Here is an 18,156-nt window from a genome sequence, read left to right as displayed (position 1 = left end):
GTAGTTCGAAACGGACAATTTTACCGACCGATAGACCGCTTTCGCGAGCAGGCTCGCTCCCACAATGAAATGCATATCCTGTGGGAGCGAGCCTGCTCGCGAATGGTGCGCAGCGCCAGCCATTTTCAGGATTTGGCCGGGGGTTTGCGCAGCAAGCTCAGCGCCATCGCCGCCAGGCACAAAACGCTCAGCAACAGCACCGCCCACAACCCGAACTTCTTCCAGTTCGTATCAGACATCGCTGTCGAAGTCGCCGGCAAGGCCGGTGTCACTACCGCGCCACCCTCGACCGTCGCCTTGCCCAATGTTGCTAGCCTGGCAGCGCTGTAATCGGGAATCAACGTCGACAACGGCAGGCTCGCCGCCTTCACCGTCGCACTCCCCAGCGCCAGCGTGTAAGGCCCGGCGCCACGCGCCAGGAACACCACTTGGGTCGAACGCACAGCAAACCGAATCGTCGGTGCCTCGGCACCCAGGCCACCGCCGCGATCATCCACCGTCAGTTTCAACTGCTGCACGGTTTGCCCCGACAGCGGCAATTCGTTCTGCACCACGTCCTGGCCATTCTGGGTCAGGCGATAGAGCAACCCGCTGCTCAGCGGCTGCCACGGCAAGCTGCTTTCTCGACGACCGGACAACGTCACCGGCGCCAGACTGTTGGGCTGACTCAGCTCGACCTGCAAGCGCTGGACGTTCAGCCCCATCGGCAACTGCCAGGTGTATTCACCGGCCTTCACGCGATTGCCGGCCAATGGCTGCGACCAGACCAACGGCAGCGGCAGGCTGTGGGGGCTGGCGCTTTCCAGCTGCGCCGAGGTCAGTGTCGGCGCCGATTGCGGTGTGGTCCACAGCAATCGCACATAGCGCGCCGATTGCCCCGGCAGGCTGACTTCATGTTGCTCGACCCGTTCGTCGGCGAACGACAACCGCGCCACCTGGCCTTCGCCCCATGATTGCCAATGCTGCAAGTCGTCGCTGGCTTCAATGGTGAAACGCTGGAAGCCGTCGCGCTCGCTGGTCCAGTCGAGGATCAGCTGCCGCAAAGGCGCCTTGATGCTGCTGGCATCAAGCAACCAGCCACGCAGAACCTCCTCTCCCGCCTCCAGCTGACTGGATGGCTGCACCTCCACCAGCGTGCCATTAGCGCTCGATTGCACTCGAACGCTGGGCGCGCGTTCAGTGGAGTCCGCCGAATTAAACAACGCAAACCACTTCACATCGGTCAGGGTGCGATTTTCGTCGGTTGGCGCCGGCTCTCGGGCCAGCGCATAAGCCTGGGCCTCGCCGGCTGCGTTGAACACACGGACATCACTCAGGTCGGTCTGCCGCGCCGTCAGTTGCACACTCAAAGGCAATTCAAGGCGATACCAAGGGCCTTCACCGCTGACGGTCAAAGGCACTTGTGTGGCGAAGTCCGCCGGTTTTTCCTGAGCGCCGGCCGACAACGCCACGCCCAACGCCACAGCACCCAACCATCCCAGGTTCAACTTCTGACTCAAGACGACACTCCTTCGGTTTCCGAGGCCGGTTTTTCAGGATCCGGCGTAGCATCGGCGCGCTTGGGCGGCAACGGAGCGAAATAGCCCACCACCAGTAACAACACACCCACGCCGATAAACGACACGATCCGCGCCAGCCCACCGCGGTTACTCAATTCGACAAAGAACAGTTTGGCCACCACCACGCCAATCAACGCCGCGCCGATCAGCCAGACCTCGCGGCGATGGCGCAGGTGGCCACCGATCATCAGACCCAGAGCCATCAAGGTCCAGACGATCGACAGACCGGCCTGTACCCGCATGGACTCGAGCAATGCTGGTAGCTCGAAGGGCACGCCGCCCCAATGGTGAGCCGTGCGCATCACCAGCGCGGTGAAAAAGACGAACAGCGAAATGCCGGCAATCAGTTGCGTGGCGCGTTCGGCGTAGATCTTGGGGATCGACAGGTGCGTGACAGCACTGCGGGACCAGATGTAGACGCCGAACAGTGCGAACAGCAGGCCCAACTCCATTGGATTGATCAACGGCACGTAAGGCAACGGCTCGGCGGTGCCATCGCTGACGATGTTTGCCAGCCAGAACCAGCCGAGCATCAGCAATGCCAGAGGCGCGGCGGCGTACAGCCGGTACTCGCGCGAATAGGCTGACACCGGCCACGGCCAGTTGCGCGGCGCAGCCATCAGCACCAGATAAAGACTTGGCAGGATCGCCCACCCCAACCAGCGCCAAGCGTTGTATTGCTCGGACAGCAACAGCAGGCCGTATCGCAGCTCCAGCGCCAACACCCCCATCAACAGCCAGCAACCCAGCACATGAGCGGCGCTTAGCGCACGCTCCGGCAACATCGGCGCCAGCCGTCGCAAAGAAATGAAATGCACGACGAACACCGCCGCCCAGGCCAACCAACCGAAATGGGCGGCCGGGTGATAACGCGAGTGCCAGGCAGCGACTAATACCACGCCGGCCGCTGGAATCAGCAAAGTGCAAAGCAAGCCGAGTGACGACCATTTCAGGCGCAAGGCCAACACGGTCCACAGCGTCACGCTGACGGCCGCAGCCACCAGCAACAACGTCGCGTGCAGATCCACCGGCGCAAACCGCAGCACTTCACTGACCCACGCCAACGCCCACCAACCCGCGCCCCACACCAGCAGCACTTCGGACAAACGCTGCAAGCTCAGCGCATCGAAGGCCGACGCGTGATTGCCGAGCTGCAAGCGCCAGGCCCCAATTAGCGCGGCCAGGCCCAGCACCAACGGTGTCCAGAACCCGCTGTGCGCCAGCGGTTTCAAACCTTCGCTGGCCAACGGGCCTAACAGATCCGGGCCGGCCAGCATGAACGCAGCGCCGCCAATCACCTGCAACAACAGGCCGAAGACAAAACTCACACGCTGCTTCAAATACAGGCTTAGCCAGATGATGAACAAACCACTGGCTGCCCACACCGCGCTCGCAGTTTGCCAAGGCAAGACGAACAGCACCGCCAAATTGATCAGCACCAGACCGGCGAGCAACACCACCGACAAGCCGCGCAACAGTCGAATGTCACTGCGCACCATCTCATCGCGAGCCGCCAACAGCATGCCGGCGATCAACGCCAGACCGATCAGCGACGCGCTCAACAGCCCACTCCACCCCGCACTGAACACGGCCGCAGACTCTGCGCTCGAACCTTGCAGCCGCAGCAGGAACAACGCCCCGCCCAACAACTGCACGGCAAACGCGGTGAACAGGAACGTACGCGATTGCAGGCGCAGACCGCCGAATAGCGTCACCAACCCCGCCAACGCCCAACTGATCGTCGTGCCCTGAGTCAAGAAGAACAACGGCGCCAGCAGATAAAGGAACGTCAGACCGAGGCAGGCCAACACCGGCAGCCCTTTGCGCTCCCACTCCAAGGCCTGCCCGGACAACGCTTTGCGCAATTGATAGAAGCTGAACAGCAACGCCACGCCGAGCATCAGCGCCCCCAGCGGCGCGCCGTCCAGCAGGCTGTTTTCGCCGATCCGCAACTGACTGAGAAACGCCAGCGCCGAACCCAGTTGCAGCAGCAAGGCAAAGGCTCGGGCCAGCGGTCGTTGTTGACGCAGCCCAAGCCAGAAAATCCCCGCGCCTTCCACGGCCCAGGCAGCAGCGGTCCATCGCGCATCGAGTCCCAACGGGATCGCCAGGCTCGCGAAGATCACGCCCAGCGCCAGACAGGTCTCCGCCACCAGCAACGCTCGACCGCCCATCAACAGTCGCGCCAGCCCCATGTAGATAATGCCCAGCGCCAGCGCACTGAAGGCCGTCGCGAACTCCAGATGCTGGACCAGCGCAAACTGCAAACCGAAGCCCACCAGCGGCGGACCAAACAGCATCGTGCCGTCGACGTAATCCCCTTTGCCCGCCGACCAGCGCAGCAACGCATCGCGGCTGTCATCCTCGGGCGCGTCGCTCATTTCCAGCAACTTGCGTCGGGCAAACAGCAGGCCGATGGCCAGGTACATCAGGAAGAACACGATCAGGAACGGCTCGGTGCTCCACAGCAGTTCCGGCGTGTAGGCGTTCAGGCCCCAGGCGAAACCGATGCCGAAGGTGCCGACAAAACCGATCAGGTTCAGCAGACGCCAGGCCTTGAACCATGCAATCGCGAGGATGCCGGCGTTGAGCATGGCGAAGTAGCTGAACAGTGCGACGTGGTTGCCAGCGCCGGTGGAGGTCAGGATGGGGGCGGCGAACCCGCCTAACGCGGCTGCGCAGGCCAAGGCCAGGGAATCCTGAGTAATGGCCAGAATGGCGGAAAACACGGTCACGACCACCAACAAGCCCAGGGCGGCGGTCGGGTCGAGCAACGGGTGCAGGCGCATCGCTGCAAACACGGTCAGGTACAACACAGCGATGCCCGTGCCTTGCAGCATCAACGCGTAATTGCTATTGCGTGTTCTGAGCCACCACCCCAGTCCCAGAAGGCCCAATGCCGCCGCCGCAACCCCGGCATAACGCAATTCGATGGGCACCACCATGCCTTCAGTGGCGTAACGCAGCAGGAACGCCAGACCGAGGAACAACAGCACCACGCCGACCCGCAACACCGTATTACCGCCAAACAGCCAGGCGCGAGCGCCGCCGATGGCGCGTTCGATGACGTTGGGGCCGCGCGGGGTCGCGGGTTGTTGCGCTTCACGGGCAACCGGTTCCGGCTTCCAGGCATCGACGGGCAGTGGGCGACTGGTTTCGCTGGCCGCAGTAGTGATCGGTTCGAGTTCAGGCGGGAGTTCCCAGACCAGTTCCGGCGTTTCGGCAGGGATTTCGTCGAGGATGAATTCGGGGGTCACGAAGGTTTCGCTGACATCAGGTTGACTGGCGGCTGGCGTTTTAACGCCGGTCACCTCCAACAACGCCAGGCGTTGCTGCAGCGCATTCAGCGCTATCTGCGCCTGTTCAAGCAGAAGGCGCTGCTCGGCCGATTGCGAACTCAAGCGGCCAATGCGAATAGCCTGGCCGATGCCCAATCCGAGCAGCGCACCCAGCAATGCATCGCTGATCGACTCATCGAGTACCCAGCCGAGCACCAGTCCAATCAGCATGAACATCCATTGCATGGTCGATATCCCTAAGTAGCCCCGCGATGGGGTGAGCCCCGGCAAAGCAGCCTCTGGCTGAGTTTAGTGTGAAACCACACAAACTTGTGGGAGCGAGCCTGCTCGCGATGGGGCCATTACATTCAACATCAATGTTGAATGTCAGTCCGCTATCGCGAGCAGGCTCGCTCCCACAATGAATTGCCAACGCGCCACCGATGTGGCCGGTGCTTAGTATATCGGCCAGCCCCAACAACCGTCGGGCCTTGCGCGCAACTATTGCTAAAAGTTACTCCAGCGCCTTCCAGATATCAGTGGCGTACTCACGTATGGTCCGGTCAGAGGAGAACCAGCCCATCCGCGCTGTGTTCAACACTGCCGAACGCCACCACGCTTGAGCATCGTGCCAATGCGCTTCAACGCGCATTTGCGCTTCCCAGTAGGAATCAAAATCGGCGCAGACCAGGAAGCGGTCGTAGTCGATCAGGGAATCGATCAAGCCCACGTAACGGGAGGGTTCGTCCGGCGAGAACACCCCGCCGCGAATCGCTTGCAGCACGTCGTTGAGGCGATGGGAGGCGGCAATGTCCGGTGTCGCATTGAACTCATGGTTTTGCTTGCGCGCTTCAACCTGCTGAGCAGTGAGGCCAAAGATAAACATGTGCTCGGCACCGATACGCTCGCACATCTCCACGTTGGCCCCATCCAGGGTGCCGATGGTCAGTGCGCCGTTGAGGCCGAACTTCATATTGCTGGTGCCCGACGCTTCAAAGCCTGCGGTGGAAATCTGCTCGGACAAATCCGCCGCCGGAATGATGCTCTCCGCCAGGCTGACGTTGTAGTTGGGCAGGAACACCACTTTCAACAAACCGCGCACGGTCGGGTCGTTGTTCACCACCCGAGCGACGTCGTTGGCCAGTTTGATGATCAGCTTGGCCTGGTGATAACTGGCTGCAGCCTTGCCGGCGAAGATCTTCACCCGCGGCACCCAGTCGATTTCCGGCTCGGCGCGAATGGCTTGATACAACGCGACGGTGTGCATCAGGTTAAGCAGTTGCCGTTTGTACTCGTGGATCCGCTTGACCTGTACATCGAACATCGCCGCCGGGTTGACGGCAATCCCCAATCGTTCGTGAATCAGATAGGCCAACGCCTTCTTGCTGTGCAGTCGCTGCTCGGCAAACAGCTTGCGGAAGGCAGGCTTCTCGGCGAACGGCTCCAATTCGAGCAAGCGCGTTTCGGCGTTGTCCAGCAGATCCGGCCCGAGGGCATCGACCATCAAGGAGGTCAGCTCGGGGTTGGCCTGGTAGAGCCAGCGGCGGAACGTGATGCCGTTGGTCTTATTGTTGATCCGCTCCGGATAGAGCTTGTGCAGCTCGGAGAACACGGTTTTGCGCATCAGCTGCGTGTGCAGCCCGGACACGCCGTTGACGCTGTGGGAGCCGAGGAACGCGAGGTTGCCCATGCGCACGCGACGACCGTTGTCTTCTTCGATCAGCGAGACGGCGCGCAGCACGTCGAAATCGTGAATGCCCTTGGCCCGCAGGGAGTCGATGTGCTGCGCGTTGATCAGGTAAATGATCTGCATGTGCCGCGGCAGCATCCGCTCCATCAAACCGACCGGCCAGGTTTCAAGCGCTTCCGGCAGCAGTGTGTGGTTGGTGTAGGACAGCGTGTCGACGGTGACCTGCCACGCCGCGTCCCACGCCACGTCATAAACGTCGACCAGCTGGCGCATCAGTTCGGCCACGGCAATCGAGGGGTGAGTGTCGTTGAGCTGGATGGCCGCGTGATCGCCCAGGGTCAGGACCGAGGTGTGCATGTTGCGATGACGGCGCAGCAAGTCCTGCAAGGACGCGGCGACGAAGAAGTATTCCTGACGCAGGCGCAGTTCCTGGCCGGCTTCGGTGCTGTCGGCCGGGTAAAGCACGCGGGAGATACTTTCGGCCCGGGCCACTTCCGCCACGGCACCCAAGTGGTCGCCGGCGTTGAAACGCTCCAGGTGCAGATCTTCCATGGCCCGTGCCCGCCACAGACGTAGCGTGTTGACGCTCGCCCCACGCCAACCGACCACCGGCGTGTCGTAAGCAATCGCACGCACGGTTTCCGCCGGGGTCCAGACTTGCCTGGACTTGCCGGCTTCGTCAGTGACGGTTTCAACGCTGCCGCCAAAGCCTATCGGGTAAACGACCTCTGGGCGCTCAAACTCCCAAGGGTTACCAAAGTCCAGCCAGTGTTCGGTTTGTTCCTGCTGCCAGCCGTCGACGATGGCCTGACGAAACAAGCCATGCTCATAACGAATGCCGTAACCGTGGCCGGCAATGCCGAGGGTCGACATGCTTTCCATGAAGCATGCGGCCAAGCGGCCAAGGCCGCCGTTACCCAGCGCCGCGTCGGGCTCCAGCAGGCGAATGCGTTCAAGATCGACACCGAGTTCGGTCAGGGCCTCGCGGGCCACATCGAGCAGGCCCAGGTTGCTGAGGCTGTCGTAGAGCAGCCGGCCAATGAGAAATTCCAGCGAGAGGTAGTAAACGCGCTTCTGACCTTTGCGGTAAATCTGCCGGGTGTGATCCATCCAGTGCTCGACCATATGATCCCGCGCGGCCAGGGCAATGGCTTCGAACCAGTCGTGGTCGAAGGCGTGATCCGGGTCTTTACCCACCGCGTAGGTGAGTTTGGTCAAGACGGCGTCGCGAAATGCGGCCACCTCTGCTTCGCGAACAAGTGGTTCTTGAGTCATCGATAGGACCTCGAGCGAGCGTGAAGTAGTTCAGCCTAGACGGTCTGACAGGCCATTGGGAGTCTGGTTCGGCAGTTTTTCCCGTTAGTGTGAGTTAGGTCGACATTACCTTGTCGCGCACTGTAAAGAATGCAGGCCTCGTGCCGCAATACGGGTATTTCTGGGCGATACTCGAAAAAATCTGGCGAAAGGTTGTTCAAAAATCCACCAGTCCCGGTATGATCGCGCGCCCTGATGCACACGCTGGTAACAACCGATGATGAAGCCCAACCTGATCGCTGCCGCAGAGATCGATCGCCTCGACACCTGGGCCAAGTACTCCGCCCCGATGTGCGGCTCCTGCGTGTCCAGCTGCTGCACCTTGCCGGTCGAGGTCAAGATCAAGGATCTGATCCGTATCGGCATCGTCGATGAATTCGAGCGCGGCGAGCCGCCGAAGAACATCGCCAAGCGTTTGCAGAAGGAAGGGATCGTCGAACGTTACAACCAGAAATCCGAGATCTTCACCCTCCAGCGCATGAGCAACAACGATTGCCTGTACCTGGATCGTAAGAGCCGTCTGTGCACTATTTATGAAAAGCGCCCGGATACCTGCCGTAACCACCCGAAAATCGGCCCACGGCCGGGGTATTGCGCTTACAAGCCCAAAGAAGTGGCGCGTGAGACCAGCGAGAGCCGTCGGACCCTCGATAAATTTTAAACACGCCTTAATCCCCCGTAGCAGCTGTCGAGCCCCAGCGAGGCTGCGTTCGGCTCGGGCCGCGTTCGGACGAAGCAGTCGCAGTCCGGGAAGTAAGGTCGAAATGATGCACCGAGACGTTTGATTTTACGACTGCTGCGCAGCCGAACGCAGCCTCGCAAGCTCGGCAGCTGCTACAGCCAGACAAACAAAAACGCCCCCGACCTTGCGGTCGGGGGCGTTTTTTTGCCAGCTAACTAAATAACTTAGTTACCGGACTTCTTGGCAGCGCGGGTACGCTCGCTTTCGCCCAGGATCTTCTTACGAAGACGGATGGACTTAGGAGTGACTTCGCACAATTCGTCTTCTTGAACGAATTCCAGAGCCTGCTCCAGGGTGAAGCGGATAGGCGGAACCAGAGCGATGGTTTCGTCTTTACCCGAAGCACGCATGTTGTCGAGCTTCTTGCCTTTGGTTGGGTTGACGCCCAGGTCGTTGTCGCGGCTGTTGATGCCGACGATTTGACCTTCGTACACGTCTTCACCGTGACCCAGGAACAGTTTGCCGCGAGCTTGCAGGGTTTCCAGCGAGTAAGTCAGTGCCTTACCGGTAGCCACCGAAACCAGCACGCCGTTCTGACGGCCGGACATGTCGCCGGACTTCATCACGTCGTAACGGTCGAAGATCGAGGTCAGGATGCCTGCACCGGAGGTCAGGGTCAGGAACTCGTTACGGAAACCGATCAAGCCACGAGCCGGGATGTTGTACTCAAGGCGCACACGGCCCTTGCCATCCGGAACCATGTTGGTCAGGTCGCCTTTACGGATACCGATCTGTTCCATGATCGAACCTTGCGATTCTTCCGGCAGGTCGATGGTCACGTTTTCGTACGGTTCGTGCTTGACGCCGTCAACCATGCGGATGATCACTTCCGGACGACCAACACCCATTTCGAAGCCTTCGCGACGCATGGTTTCGATCAGTACGGACAAGTGCAGCTCACCACGGCCAGACACTTTGAACTTGTCGGCGGTGTCGCCTTCTTCAACGCGCAGGGCAACGTTGTAGAGCAGTTCTTTGTCCAGACGTTCCTTGATGTTACGGCTGGTGACGAACTTGCCTTCACGGCCGCAGAACGGCGAGTCGTTAACCTGGAAGGTCATCGAAACGGTTGGTTCGTCAACGGTCAGCGGCTTCATCGCTTCAACGTTCAGTGGGTCGCACAGAGTGTCGGAGATGAACAGCGAATCGAAGCCGCTGATGCAGACGATGTCGCCGGCAGCTGCTTCGTCAACGTCGACACGGTGCAGACCGTGGTGACCCATCAGCTTCAGGATACGGCCGTTACGGCGCTTGCCGTCGGCATCGATCGCCACAACCTGGGTGTTCGGCTTGACGCGACCACGAGCGATACGGCCAACGCCGATGATACCCAGGAAGCTGTTGTAGTCCAGTGCCGAGATTTGCATCTGGAACGGGCCGTCACGGTCAACTTTCGGTGCTGGTACGTTGTCGACGATCGACTGGTACAGCGGGGTCATGTCTTCAGCCATGTCGGTGTGATCCAGACCGGCAATGCCGTTCAGGGCCGAGGCGTAGACAACTTTGAAGTCCAGCTGTTCTTCGGTAGCACCGAGGTTGTCGAACAGGTCGAAGATCTGGTCCAGAACCCAGTCCGGACGTGCGCCTGGACGGTCAACCTTGTTGATGACCACGATTGGACGCAGGCCGGCTTCGAAAGCCTTCTTGGTCACGAAACGGGTTTGCGGCATAGGGCCGTCTTGAGCGTCAACCAGCAGCAGAACGGAGTCAACCATCGACATTACGCGTTCAACTTCGCCGCCGAAGTCGGCGTGGCCCGGGGTGTCCACGATGTTGATGTGGTAGCCGTTCCAGTTGATGGCGGTGTTTTTCGCCAGAATGGTAATACCGCGCTCTTTCTCCTGGTCGTTGGAGTCCATCACGCGCTCGTCGTTGAGCTCGTTGCGCTCCAGGGTGCCGGATTGACGCAAGAGTTTGTCTACCAGGGTGGTTTTACCATGGTCAACGTGAGCAATGATGGCGATGTTGCGTAGATTTTCGATCACTTGTGTATCTCGATCAGAGGATTCGGTGTGCTGACAAGTCTTGGCAGCGATTAACAGTAGAGTCCGGCAAAGCCGTTACAGCTTGACGGCGGCGTCGGGGGGCCGGTGACGCAGGCCACAGGCAAACAGCCCCGGGCACTTAGCTCGGTCGATAAACGCGCACATTGGCATGCCCCTCACTGAGCAAATGGTGGGCATGCAGGCGACTCATCACGCCTTTGTCGCAATACAGCAGGTACTGGCGAGTAGGGTCCAGTTCCTTGAAACGAGCGTTCAATGCATAGAAGGGCATCGTTTGTACCTCGATACCAGCCAGGCTCAGCGGGTCGTCTTCAGCGGCATCCGGGTGACGGATGTCGATGATGATCTGACCGGCCAGCGCTTCGCTGACTTCTTCAATCTGCACATCCTGGCCCAATTCGTCGATGACCCGATCGATCGGTACCAGTTTGGCGTTCTCAAGCGCACGCTCGAGTACCGCCATGTCGAATTCTTTCTCTTCATGCTCCACGCGCGGACGCTTGGCGTGGGTCTTGGGATTCACCGAGATGACCCCGCAGTACTCCGGCATGTGCTTCGCGAAGTCGGCGGTGCCGATTTCGTTGGCCAGGTCGATGATGTCCTGCTTGTGACTGGCGATCAGCGGACGCAGAACCAGCTTGTCGGTCACGCAGTCGATCACGGACAGGTTCGGCAGCGTTTGGCTGGAAACCTGGGAAATCGCTTCACCGGTGACCAGCGCCTCGATGTCGAGTCGATCGGCAATACGGGAAGCAGCGCGCAACATCATACGCTTCAAAACTACACCCATATGACTGTTATCGACTTTCCCGAGAATTTCTCCCAGTACTTCCTCGAACGGCACACTGACAAATAACACGCGTTGGGAGCTGCCGTACTTCTTCCAGATGAAATGCGCGACTTCCATGACGCCCAGTTCATGGGCACGTCCGCCCAGATTAAAGAAGCAGAAATGGCTCATCAGGCCGCGGCGCATGATCTGGTAGGCCGCCACGGTGGAATCGAAGCCGCCGGACATCAGCACAAGCGTCTGTTCCAGGGCGCCCAGCGGATAACCGCCGATGCTGTTGTGCTGGCTGTGGATCACGAACAACCGTTTGTCGCGAATTTCGATGCGAACTTCGATTTCCGGCGTTTTGAGCGAGATTCCGGCGGCGCCGCACTGACGACGCAGTTGGCTGCCGACGTATTTCTCGACGTCCATCGAGCTGAATTCATGCTTGCCGGCACGCTTGCAGCGCACCGAAAAAATCTTCCCGGCCAACGAATCGCCGAAGTGCTGCTTGCACTTGGCGACGATGTCGTCGAAGTCACCCAACGGGTATTCATCGACCTGCAGAAAATGCGCGATGCCCGGCATGCAGCTCAGGCGCTCGGTCATCTCCTTCAGGGCTTTGGGCTCGCTGACGCGGGTTTCCAGCTCGAGATTGTCCCACACACCGTTCACCACCACGGCCGGGTCCAGGTCGCGGAGCACCGTGCGGATGTTTTTGGCCAACTGGCGGATGAAACGCATCCGTACCGGGCGGCTCTTGATGGTGATCTCGGGGAAGACTTTTACGATTAGTTTCATGAAAACAGCGCGCGCTGGGCCAGCCGAAAAAGGGGGGCGCGGATTATAGCGGAAATTGCTCAAGGTTTAACCAGTTAATGTGCAGAAGGTTTCGCGCGCACCAAAACAGGTCATTTATGAAATTTAACGCAACATTGTAGGGCGATATTTCTCGCTTTAAGACGCCGACTGCCTTTATAAGCGTGATATTGGGGCAGAAAACCCATGGCGGGGCACTGGCATGCAATTTGCTCCCTTGTGAGGCAGGTTGCCTTGGCAGAGTATTCGCGCCGGCATCACCCACATTCTAAGGGCATCCACTACTAAGCCCGAAGCCACCCGGAGGACACTATGTCGAAGTCGGTTCAACTCATCAAAGATCATGACGTCAAGTGGATTGATCTGCGCTTCACTGACACCAAAGGCACTCAGCACCACGTGACCATGCCGGCTCGCGACGCGCTGGATGACGCTTTCTTCGAAGAAGGCAAAATGTTCGACGGTTCCTCCATTGCTGGCTGGAAAGGCATTGAAGCCTCCGACATGATCCTGATGCCGGACGACAGCACTGCCGTCCTCGACCCGTTCACCGAAGAGCCAACCCTGATTCTGGTTTGCGACGTGATCGAGCCTTCGACCATGCAAGGCTACGACCGTGACCCACGTGCGATCGCCAAGCGTGCCGAGGAATACCTGAAGTCGACCGGTATCGGCGACACCGTATTCGTAGGTCCAGAGCCAGAATTCTTCATCTTCGACGAAGTGAAGTTCAAGTCCGACATCTCCGGCTCGATGTTCAAAATCTACTCCGAACAAGGTTCGTGGATGTCCGACCAGGACGTGGAAGGCGGCAACCGTGGCCACCGTCCAGGCGTCAAAGGCGGCTACTTCCCTGTTCCGCCGTTCGACCACGACCACGAAATCCGTACTTCCATGTGCAACGCCATGGAAGAAATGGGCCTGGTCATCGAAGTTCACCACCACGAAGTGGCCACTGCCGGCCAGAACGAAATCGGTGTGAAGTTCAACACCCTGGTAGCCAAGGCTGACGAAGTACAGACTCTGAAGTACTGCGTACACAACGTTGCTGATGCATACGGCCGCACCGCGACCTTCATGCCTAAGCCTCTGTACGGCGACAACGGTTCGGGTATGCACGTTCACCTGTCCATCGCTAAAGATGGCAAGAACACCTTCGCTGGCGAAGGCTATGCCGGCCTGTCCGACACCGCCCTGTTCTTCATCGGCGGCATCATCAAGCACGGTAAGGCCCTGAACGGCTTCACCAACCCGTCGACCAACTCCTACAAGCGTCTGGTCCCAGGTTTCGAAGCACCGGTAATGCTGGCCTACTCGGCTCGTAACCGTTCCGCTTCGATCCGTATTCCTTACGTGTCCAGCCCTCGCGCTCGCCGTATCGAAGCCCGCTTCCCGGATCCGGCAGCCAACCCGTACCTGGCCTTCGCTGCCCTGGTAATGGCCGGCCTGGACGGCATCCAGAACAAGACCCACCCTGGCGATGCAGCTGACAAAAACCTGTACGACCTGCCGCCTGAAGAGGCGAAAGAGATCCCACAAGTTTGCGGCAGCCTGAAAGAAGCCCTGGAAGAGCTGGACAAAGGTCGTGCGTTCCTGACCAAAGGCGGCGTTTTCAGCGACGACTTCATCGACGCTTACATCGCCCTGAAAAGCGAAGAAGAAATCAAAGTACGCACCTTCGTACACCCACTGGAATACGAGCTGTACTACAGCTGCTAATCCGGTAGCGCCTGCGCAAGCGGCGTGACAAAAAGAGGCCTCCTTCGGGAGGCCTTTTTTATGCGCCCGATTTAGAGACTGGCAAAAACACTGTGGGAGCGAGCTTGCTCGCGATAGCATTTGCTCATTCAACATGGATGTCGGCTGATCCACCGCCATCGCGAGCAAGCTCGCTCCCACAGGGACAGCGGTGCCAGATAGAGATCAGTAAATCATGCCCAAATGTTAACGCCTTGGGCTAACCCTCCTCCCTGACCTATGCTGCAACCCAACGCTCTCGCTTCCGGTTGATTTTATGGGTCGTGGTTGTCTATTGATGTGGCTGTTCATCGCCCTGCCCGCCGCGGCGCAGATTTATAAGTACACCGACGCCGAAGGCAGCATGGCCTACAGCGATCAACCACCTGACGGGGTGAAGGCACAACCGGTCGAGTTGCCGCCGCTCAATAGCATTGAACGCCAGCCCTCTCCTGCGCCACCCACCGATGCCAGCAGCAGCGAACAGCCTTCAAAAGCCTACGAGCTACTGGAGCCGAGCAACTTGCCCACCAGCGGAGCCCTGCGCGCCAACAACGGCACCTTCACCGTCAACGTACTGATCAAACCCCGCCTGCAAGGCCCGCACTTATTCAGGCTATTGCTGGACGATCAACCTTACGGTCAGCCGAGTAACGTGCCGATCCTGCAGCTGGTCGACATTGATCGTGGTGAACACAGCCTCGCGGTACAGGTGATCGACGGGGAAAACATCGTCCAGCAGAGTCCGACCGTGACCTTCACCGTACAACGGGTGCATAAGCCATGAGGCTGTGGCCGCTGCTCGTGTGCTTCATCACCGTGCCCGCCATCGCCGAAGTCTTCACTTACGTTGATGCCCAGGGCAACCGAGTCTTTACCGACCAACCCGGCGCCGGCAACGCCAAGCGTGTGCCGACGCCCCCCGGCAATCGCATGCCCGCCAACCCGAGCGGTGTACCGCCGGAAATTGCCGGGAAAAAAACTGAAACAAAACCACTGTTCCACTACGACCTGCTGAGCGTGTTGGTGCCAGCGCCCGACGCCACAGTTCGCAGTAACGCCGGCGAGTTGATCGTCAGCGTCACCAGCGAACCAGGCCTGCAACGCGGGCATCGTTACCGCTTGTTGCTCGACGGCCAACCGACTGCAGATCCTGGCCCAAGCCCGGTGTTCGCCCTGAGCAATATCGACCGAGGCAGCCATCACCTGTCCGTGGAAATCCTCGACGAACAGGACCGCACCGTCGAACACACCGCCAATCAGCCTTTTCACATGCTGCGCATATCCCTCGCGCAGAAACGCCAGGTCAAACCCTGCACCCTCGGCGATGACGGCCAACGGCCGGAATGCCCTCTCAAAGACAAACCCAAAGATTAAAAAACCCTCCCTGCGTTTTTTTAACCTCGTTCAGGTTTGCGCTCTATATTGGTGCAATAAGCTGCACCGTTCCCACATACCAACCCATTTTGGTTCGAAAGTACCCGTAAAAGCTGGCAGAACGCCACGCAAACGAGCGTCAAACGCCCGTTTCAGGCCTTAAACGCTTCTTTTCGGAGCCTTGGTTTGGTTTTTGCATTTTCCTTGTATCAGCGCGTTTTTTTTGCGCACGCTCCGCTCCAAAAGAGGTCCTGATGACCATTAGCGACGCACTACACCGCTTGCTACTCGACAACCTGACCACCGCAACCATTTTGCTCGATGCCGAACTGCGCCTCGAGTACATGAACCCGGCGGCGGAGATGCTTCTGGCCATCAGCGGTCAGCGTAGCCATGGGCAGTTCATCAGCGAGTTGTTCACCGAATCCGCTGAGGCGCTGAATTCCTTGCGCCAGGCAGTGGAGCAGGCCCATCCGTTTACCAAACGCGAAGCCATGCTCACCGCACTCACCGGCCAGACGCTGACCGTCGACTATGCGGTAACGCCCATCCTGGCCAACGGCGCGACCATGCTACTGCTGGAAGTCCACCCTCGGGACCGCTTGCTGCGGATCACCAAGGAAGAGGCGCAGTTGTCGAAACAGGAAACCAGCAAGATGCTGGTTCGCGGTCTTGCTCATGAAATCAAGAATCCGCTCGGCGGGATTCGCGGTGCCGCACAACTGCTGGCGCGCGAGCTGCCGGATGAAAACCTGCGCGACTACACCAATGTCATCATTGAAGAAGCCGACCGCCTGCGCAATCTGGTGGATCGCATGCTCGGTTCCAACAAGTTGCCGTCGCTGGCCATGTGCAATGTTCACGAAGTGCTGGAGCGCGTCTGCCATCTGGTGGAGGCCGAAAGCCAGGGTTGCATCACATTGGTGCGCGACTACGACCCGAGCATTCCCGATGTATTGATCGACCGCGAGCAAATGATTCAAGCGGTCCTGAACATCGTGCGTAACGCGATGCAGGCGATCAGCAGCCAGAACGAGCTGCGCCTTGGCCGCATCAGTTTGCGCACCCGCGCCTTGCGCCAGTTCACCATTGGCCACGTGCGCCATCGCCTGGTGACCAAGATCGAGATCATCGACAACGGTCCGGGCATTCCTGCGGAACTGCAGGAAACCATCTTCTTTCCCATGGTCAGCGGTCGCCCGGACGGTACCGGGCTGGGCCTGGCCATTACCCAGAACATCATCAGCCAGCACCAGGGTTTGATCGAATGTGACAGCCACCCAGGCCACACCACCTTCTCGATCTTTCTGCCACTGGAACAAGGAGCCACATCGACATGAGCCGTAGTGAAACCGTGTGGATCGTCGATGACGACCGTTCTATCCGTTGGGTCCTGGAAAAAGCCTTGCAACAAGAAGGCATGACCACGCAAAGCTTCGACAGCGCCGATGGCGTGATGAGTCGCCTGGCGCGCCAGCAGCCAGACGTGATCATCTCTGACATCCGTATGCCGGGCGCCAGCGGTCTGGACCTACTGGCGCGGATTCGCGAACAGCACCCACGGCTGCCGGTCATCATCATGACCGCTCACTCGGATCTGGACAGCGCTGTCGCGTCCTATCAGGGCGGCGCATTTGAATACCTGCCCAAACCGTTCGATGTCGATGAAGCGGTGTCGCTGGTCAAGCGCGCCAACCAGCACGCTCAGGAACAGCAAGGCCTGGAAGTCGCCCCAACGCTGACCCGCACCCCGGAAATCATCGGTGAAGCACCCGCGATGCAGGAAGTGTTTCGCGCCATCGGGCGCTTGAGCCACTCCAACATCACCGTGCTGATCAATGGCGAATCCGGGACCGGTAAAGAGCTGGTCGCTCACGCCCTGCACCGTCACAGCCCTCGCGCGTCGTCGCCGTTCATTGCGTTGAACATGGCGGCCATCCCGAAAGACCTGATGGAGTCCGAACTATTCGGCCATGAAAAAGGCGCGTTCACTGGCGCCGCCAACCTGCGTCGCGGTCGCTTTGAACAGGCAGACGGCGGCACGTTGTTCCTCGACGAAATCGGCGACATGCCGGCGGACACCCAAACCCGTTTGCTGCGGGTGCTGGCGGACGGCGAGTTCTACCGGGTTGGCGGCCATGTGCCGGTGAAAGTCGATGTGCGCATCATTGCCGCGACTCACCAGAACCTGGAAACCTTGGTGCAGGCCGGGAAATTCCGCGAAGACTTGTTCCATCGCCTGAATGTCATCCGCATCCACATCCCACGCCTGTCCGACCGTCGCGAAGACATCCCGACCCTGGCCAAGCACTTCCTCAGCCGCGCCGCGCAGGAACTGGCGGTCGAGCCAAAGCTGCTGAAAAGCGAGACTGAGGAATACCTGAAGAACCTGCCGTGGGGCGGCAACGTACGTCAGCTGGAGAACACCTGCCGCTGGATCACGGTGATGGCTTCGGGTCGTGAAGTGCACATCAGCGACTTGCCGCCAGAGCTGCTGAGCCTGCCGCAGGATTCGGCGCCGGTGACCAACTGGGAGCAAGCGCTGCGCCAATGGGCCGATCAGGCCCTGGCACGTGGCCAATCGAGCCTGCTCGACAGCGCCGTACCCGCCTTCGAACGGATCATGATCGAAACCGCCCTTAAACATACCGCCGGTCGCCGCCGAGATGCCGCTGTCTTGCTAGGCTGGGGGCGAAATACCCTCACTCGCAAGATCAAGGAATTGGGCATGAAGGTTGATGGTGGGGACGATGATGAGGGGGATGAGGGCTAAGTAGCCTTGGTTCTTCGCTGATCTCTAAATCCCTTCGCGAGCAGGCTCGCTCCCACAGTTAACCGAGTTGTTCAGCAAGAACGCGGTCA

Annotated in this window: 10 protein-coding genes and 1 pseudogene; 6 read left to right on the top strand and 5 right to left on the bottom strand. The window is 59.5% G+C overall.

What is annotated here, in order from left to right; translation table 11 throughout:
• Nucleotides 1-125: 125 nt before the first annotated feature.
• The 3 genes from AC1MDT_RS23560 to AC1MDT_RS23550 all read right to left on the bottom strand — a co-directional run bounded on the left by AC1MDT_RS23560 (nucleotide 126) and on the right by AC1MDT_RS23550 (nucleotide 7,802).
• Complete coding sequence (locus AC1MDT_RS23560; protein WP_480419179.1) at nucleotides 126-1,499, bottom strand: DUF3999 domain-containing protein; 1,374 nt, start codon at nucleotides 1,497-1,499, stop codon at nucleotides 126-128.
• On the bottom strand, nucleotides 1,496-5,083 hold the full coding sequence (locus AC1MDT_RS23555; protein ID WP_480419178.1) for a DUF2339 domain-containing protein: 3,588 nt from the start codon (nucleotides 5,081-5,083) through the stop codon (nucleotides 1,496-1,498). The genes AC1MDT_RS23560 and AC1MDT_RS23555 overlap by 4 nt, the downstream gene beginning before the upstream one ends.
• Before the next feature lie 268 nt (nucleotides 5,084-5,351).
• Nucleotides 5,352-7,802, bottom strand: a complete 2,451-nt coding sequence (locus AC1MDT_RS23550) for a glycogen/starch/alpha-glucan phosphorylase (protein WP_480419177.1) — start codon at nucleotides 7,800-7,802, stop codon at nucleotides 5,352-5,354.
• Nucleotides 7,803-8,061: 259 nt separating this feature from the next.
• Here AC1MDT_RS23550 and AC1MDT_RS23545 point away from each other — a divergent pair, with 259 nt between their 5' ends.
• On the top strand, nucleotides 8,062-8,502 hold the full coding sequence (locus AC1MDT_RS23545) for a YkgJ family cysteine cluster protein (protein WP_480422856.1): 441 nt from the start codon (nucleotides 8,062-8,064) through the stop codon (nucleotides 8,500-8,502).
• A 245-nt stretch (nucleotides 8,503-8,747) separates the two neighbouring features.
• On the opposite strand, the gene typA is transcribed toward AC1MDT_RS23545, so the two are convergent.
• Together typA and thiI are read right to left on the bottom strand one after the other, a co-directional pair.
• Entirely contained in the window at nucleotides 8,748-10,568 is a 1,821-nt protein-coding gene (gene typA, locus AC1MDT_RS23540; RefSeq protein WP_480419176.1) for a translational GTPase TypA, read from the bottom strand.
• 139 nt (nucleotides 10,569-10,707) lie between these two features.
• Nucleotides 10,708-12,162, bottom strand: coding sequence for a tRNA uracil 4-sulfurtransferase ThiI (gene thiI, locus AC1MDT_RS23535; RefSeq protein ID WP_480419175.1), 1,455 nt, complete (start codon nucleotides 12,160-12,162; stop codon nucleotides 10,708-10,710).
• A gap of 330 nt (nucleotides 12,163-12,492) precedes the next feature.
• On the opposite strand from thiI, the gene glnA reads away from it, so the two are divergent.
• From glnA to ntrC, 5 genes and pseudogenes are all read left to right on the top strand, one after another.
• Nucleotides 12,493-13,899 carry a glutamate--ammonia ligase gene (gene glnA, locus AC1MDT_RS23530; protein WP_201115331.1) on the top strand — a complete coding sequence of 469 codons (1,407 nt, stop codon included), beginning with the start codon at nucleotides 12,493-12,495 and terminating at the stop codon, nucleotides 13,897-13,899.
• Between the two features lie 295 nt (nucleotides 13,900-14,194).
• Complete coding sequence (locus AC1MDT_RS23525; RefSeq protein ID WP_480419174.1) at nucleotides 14,195-14,704, top strand: DUF4124 domain-containing protein; 510 nt, start codon at nucleotides 14,195-14,197, stop codon at nucleotides 14,702-14,704.
• Nucleotides 14,701-15,316 (top strand): annotated as a pseudogene (locus AC1MDT_RS23520) (DUF4124 domain-containing protein); the annotation flags it as partial. The gene AC1MDT_RS23525 and the pseudogene AC1MDT_RS23520, both read left to right, overlap by 4 nt.
• A 232-nt stretch (nucleotides 15,317-15,548) precedes the next feature.
• Nucleotides 15,549-16,634 (top strand): nitrogen regulation protein NR(II), encoded by a 1,086-nt coding sequence (glnL, locus tag AC1MDT_RS23515; protein ID WP_480419173.1) that lies wholly within the window; start codon nucleotides 15,549-15,551, stop codon nucleotides 16,632-16,634.
• Nucleotides 16,631-18,067, top strand: a complete 1,437-nt coding sequence (gene ntrC, locus AC1MDT_RS23510) for a nitrogen regulation protein NR(I) (protein ID WP_480419172.1) — start codon at nucleotides 16,631-16,633, stop codon at nucleotides 18,065-18,067. Before glnL ends, ntrC begins: the two co-directional genes overlap by 4 nt.
• Nucleotides 18,068-18,156: the final 89 nt, after the last annotated feature.

The organism is Pseudomonas sp. ASL7 (assembly GCF_056680375.1).
The sequence above is the reverse complement of the archived record's forward strand: the minus strand, read 5'-3'. Positions and strand labels throughout refer to the sequence as shown.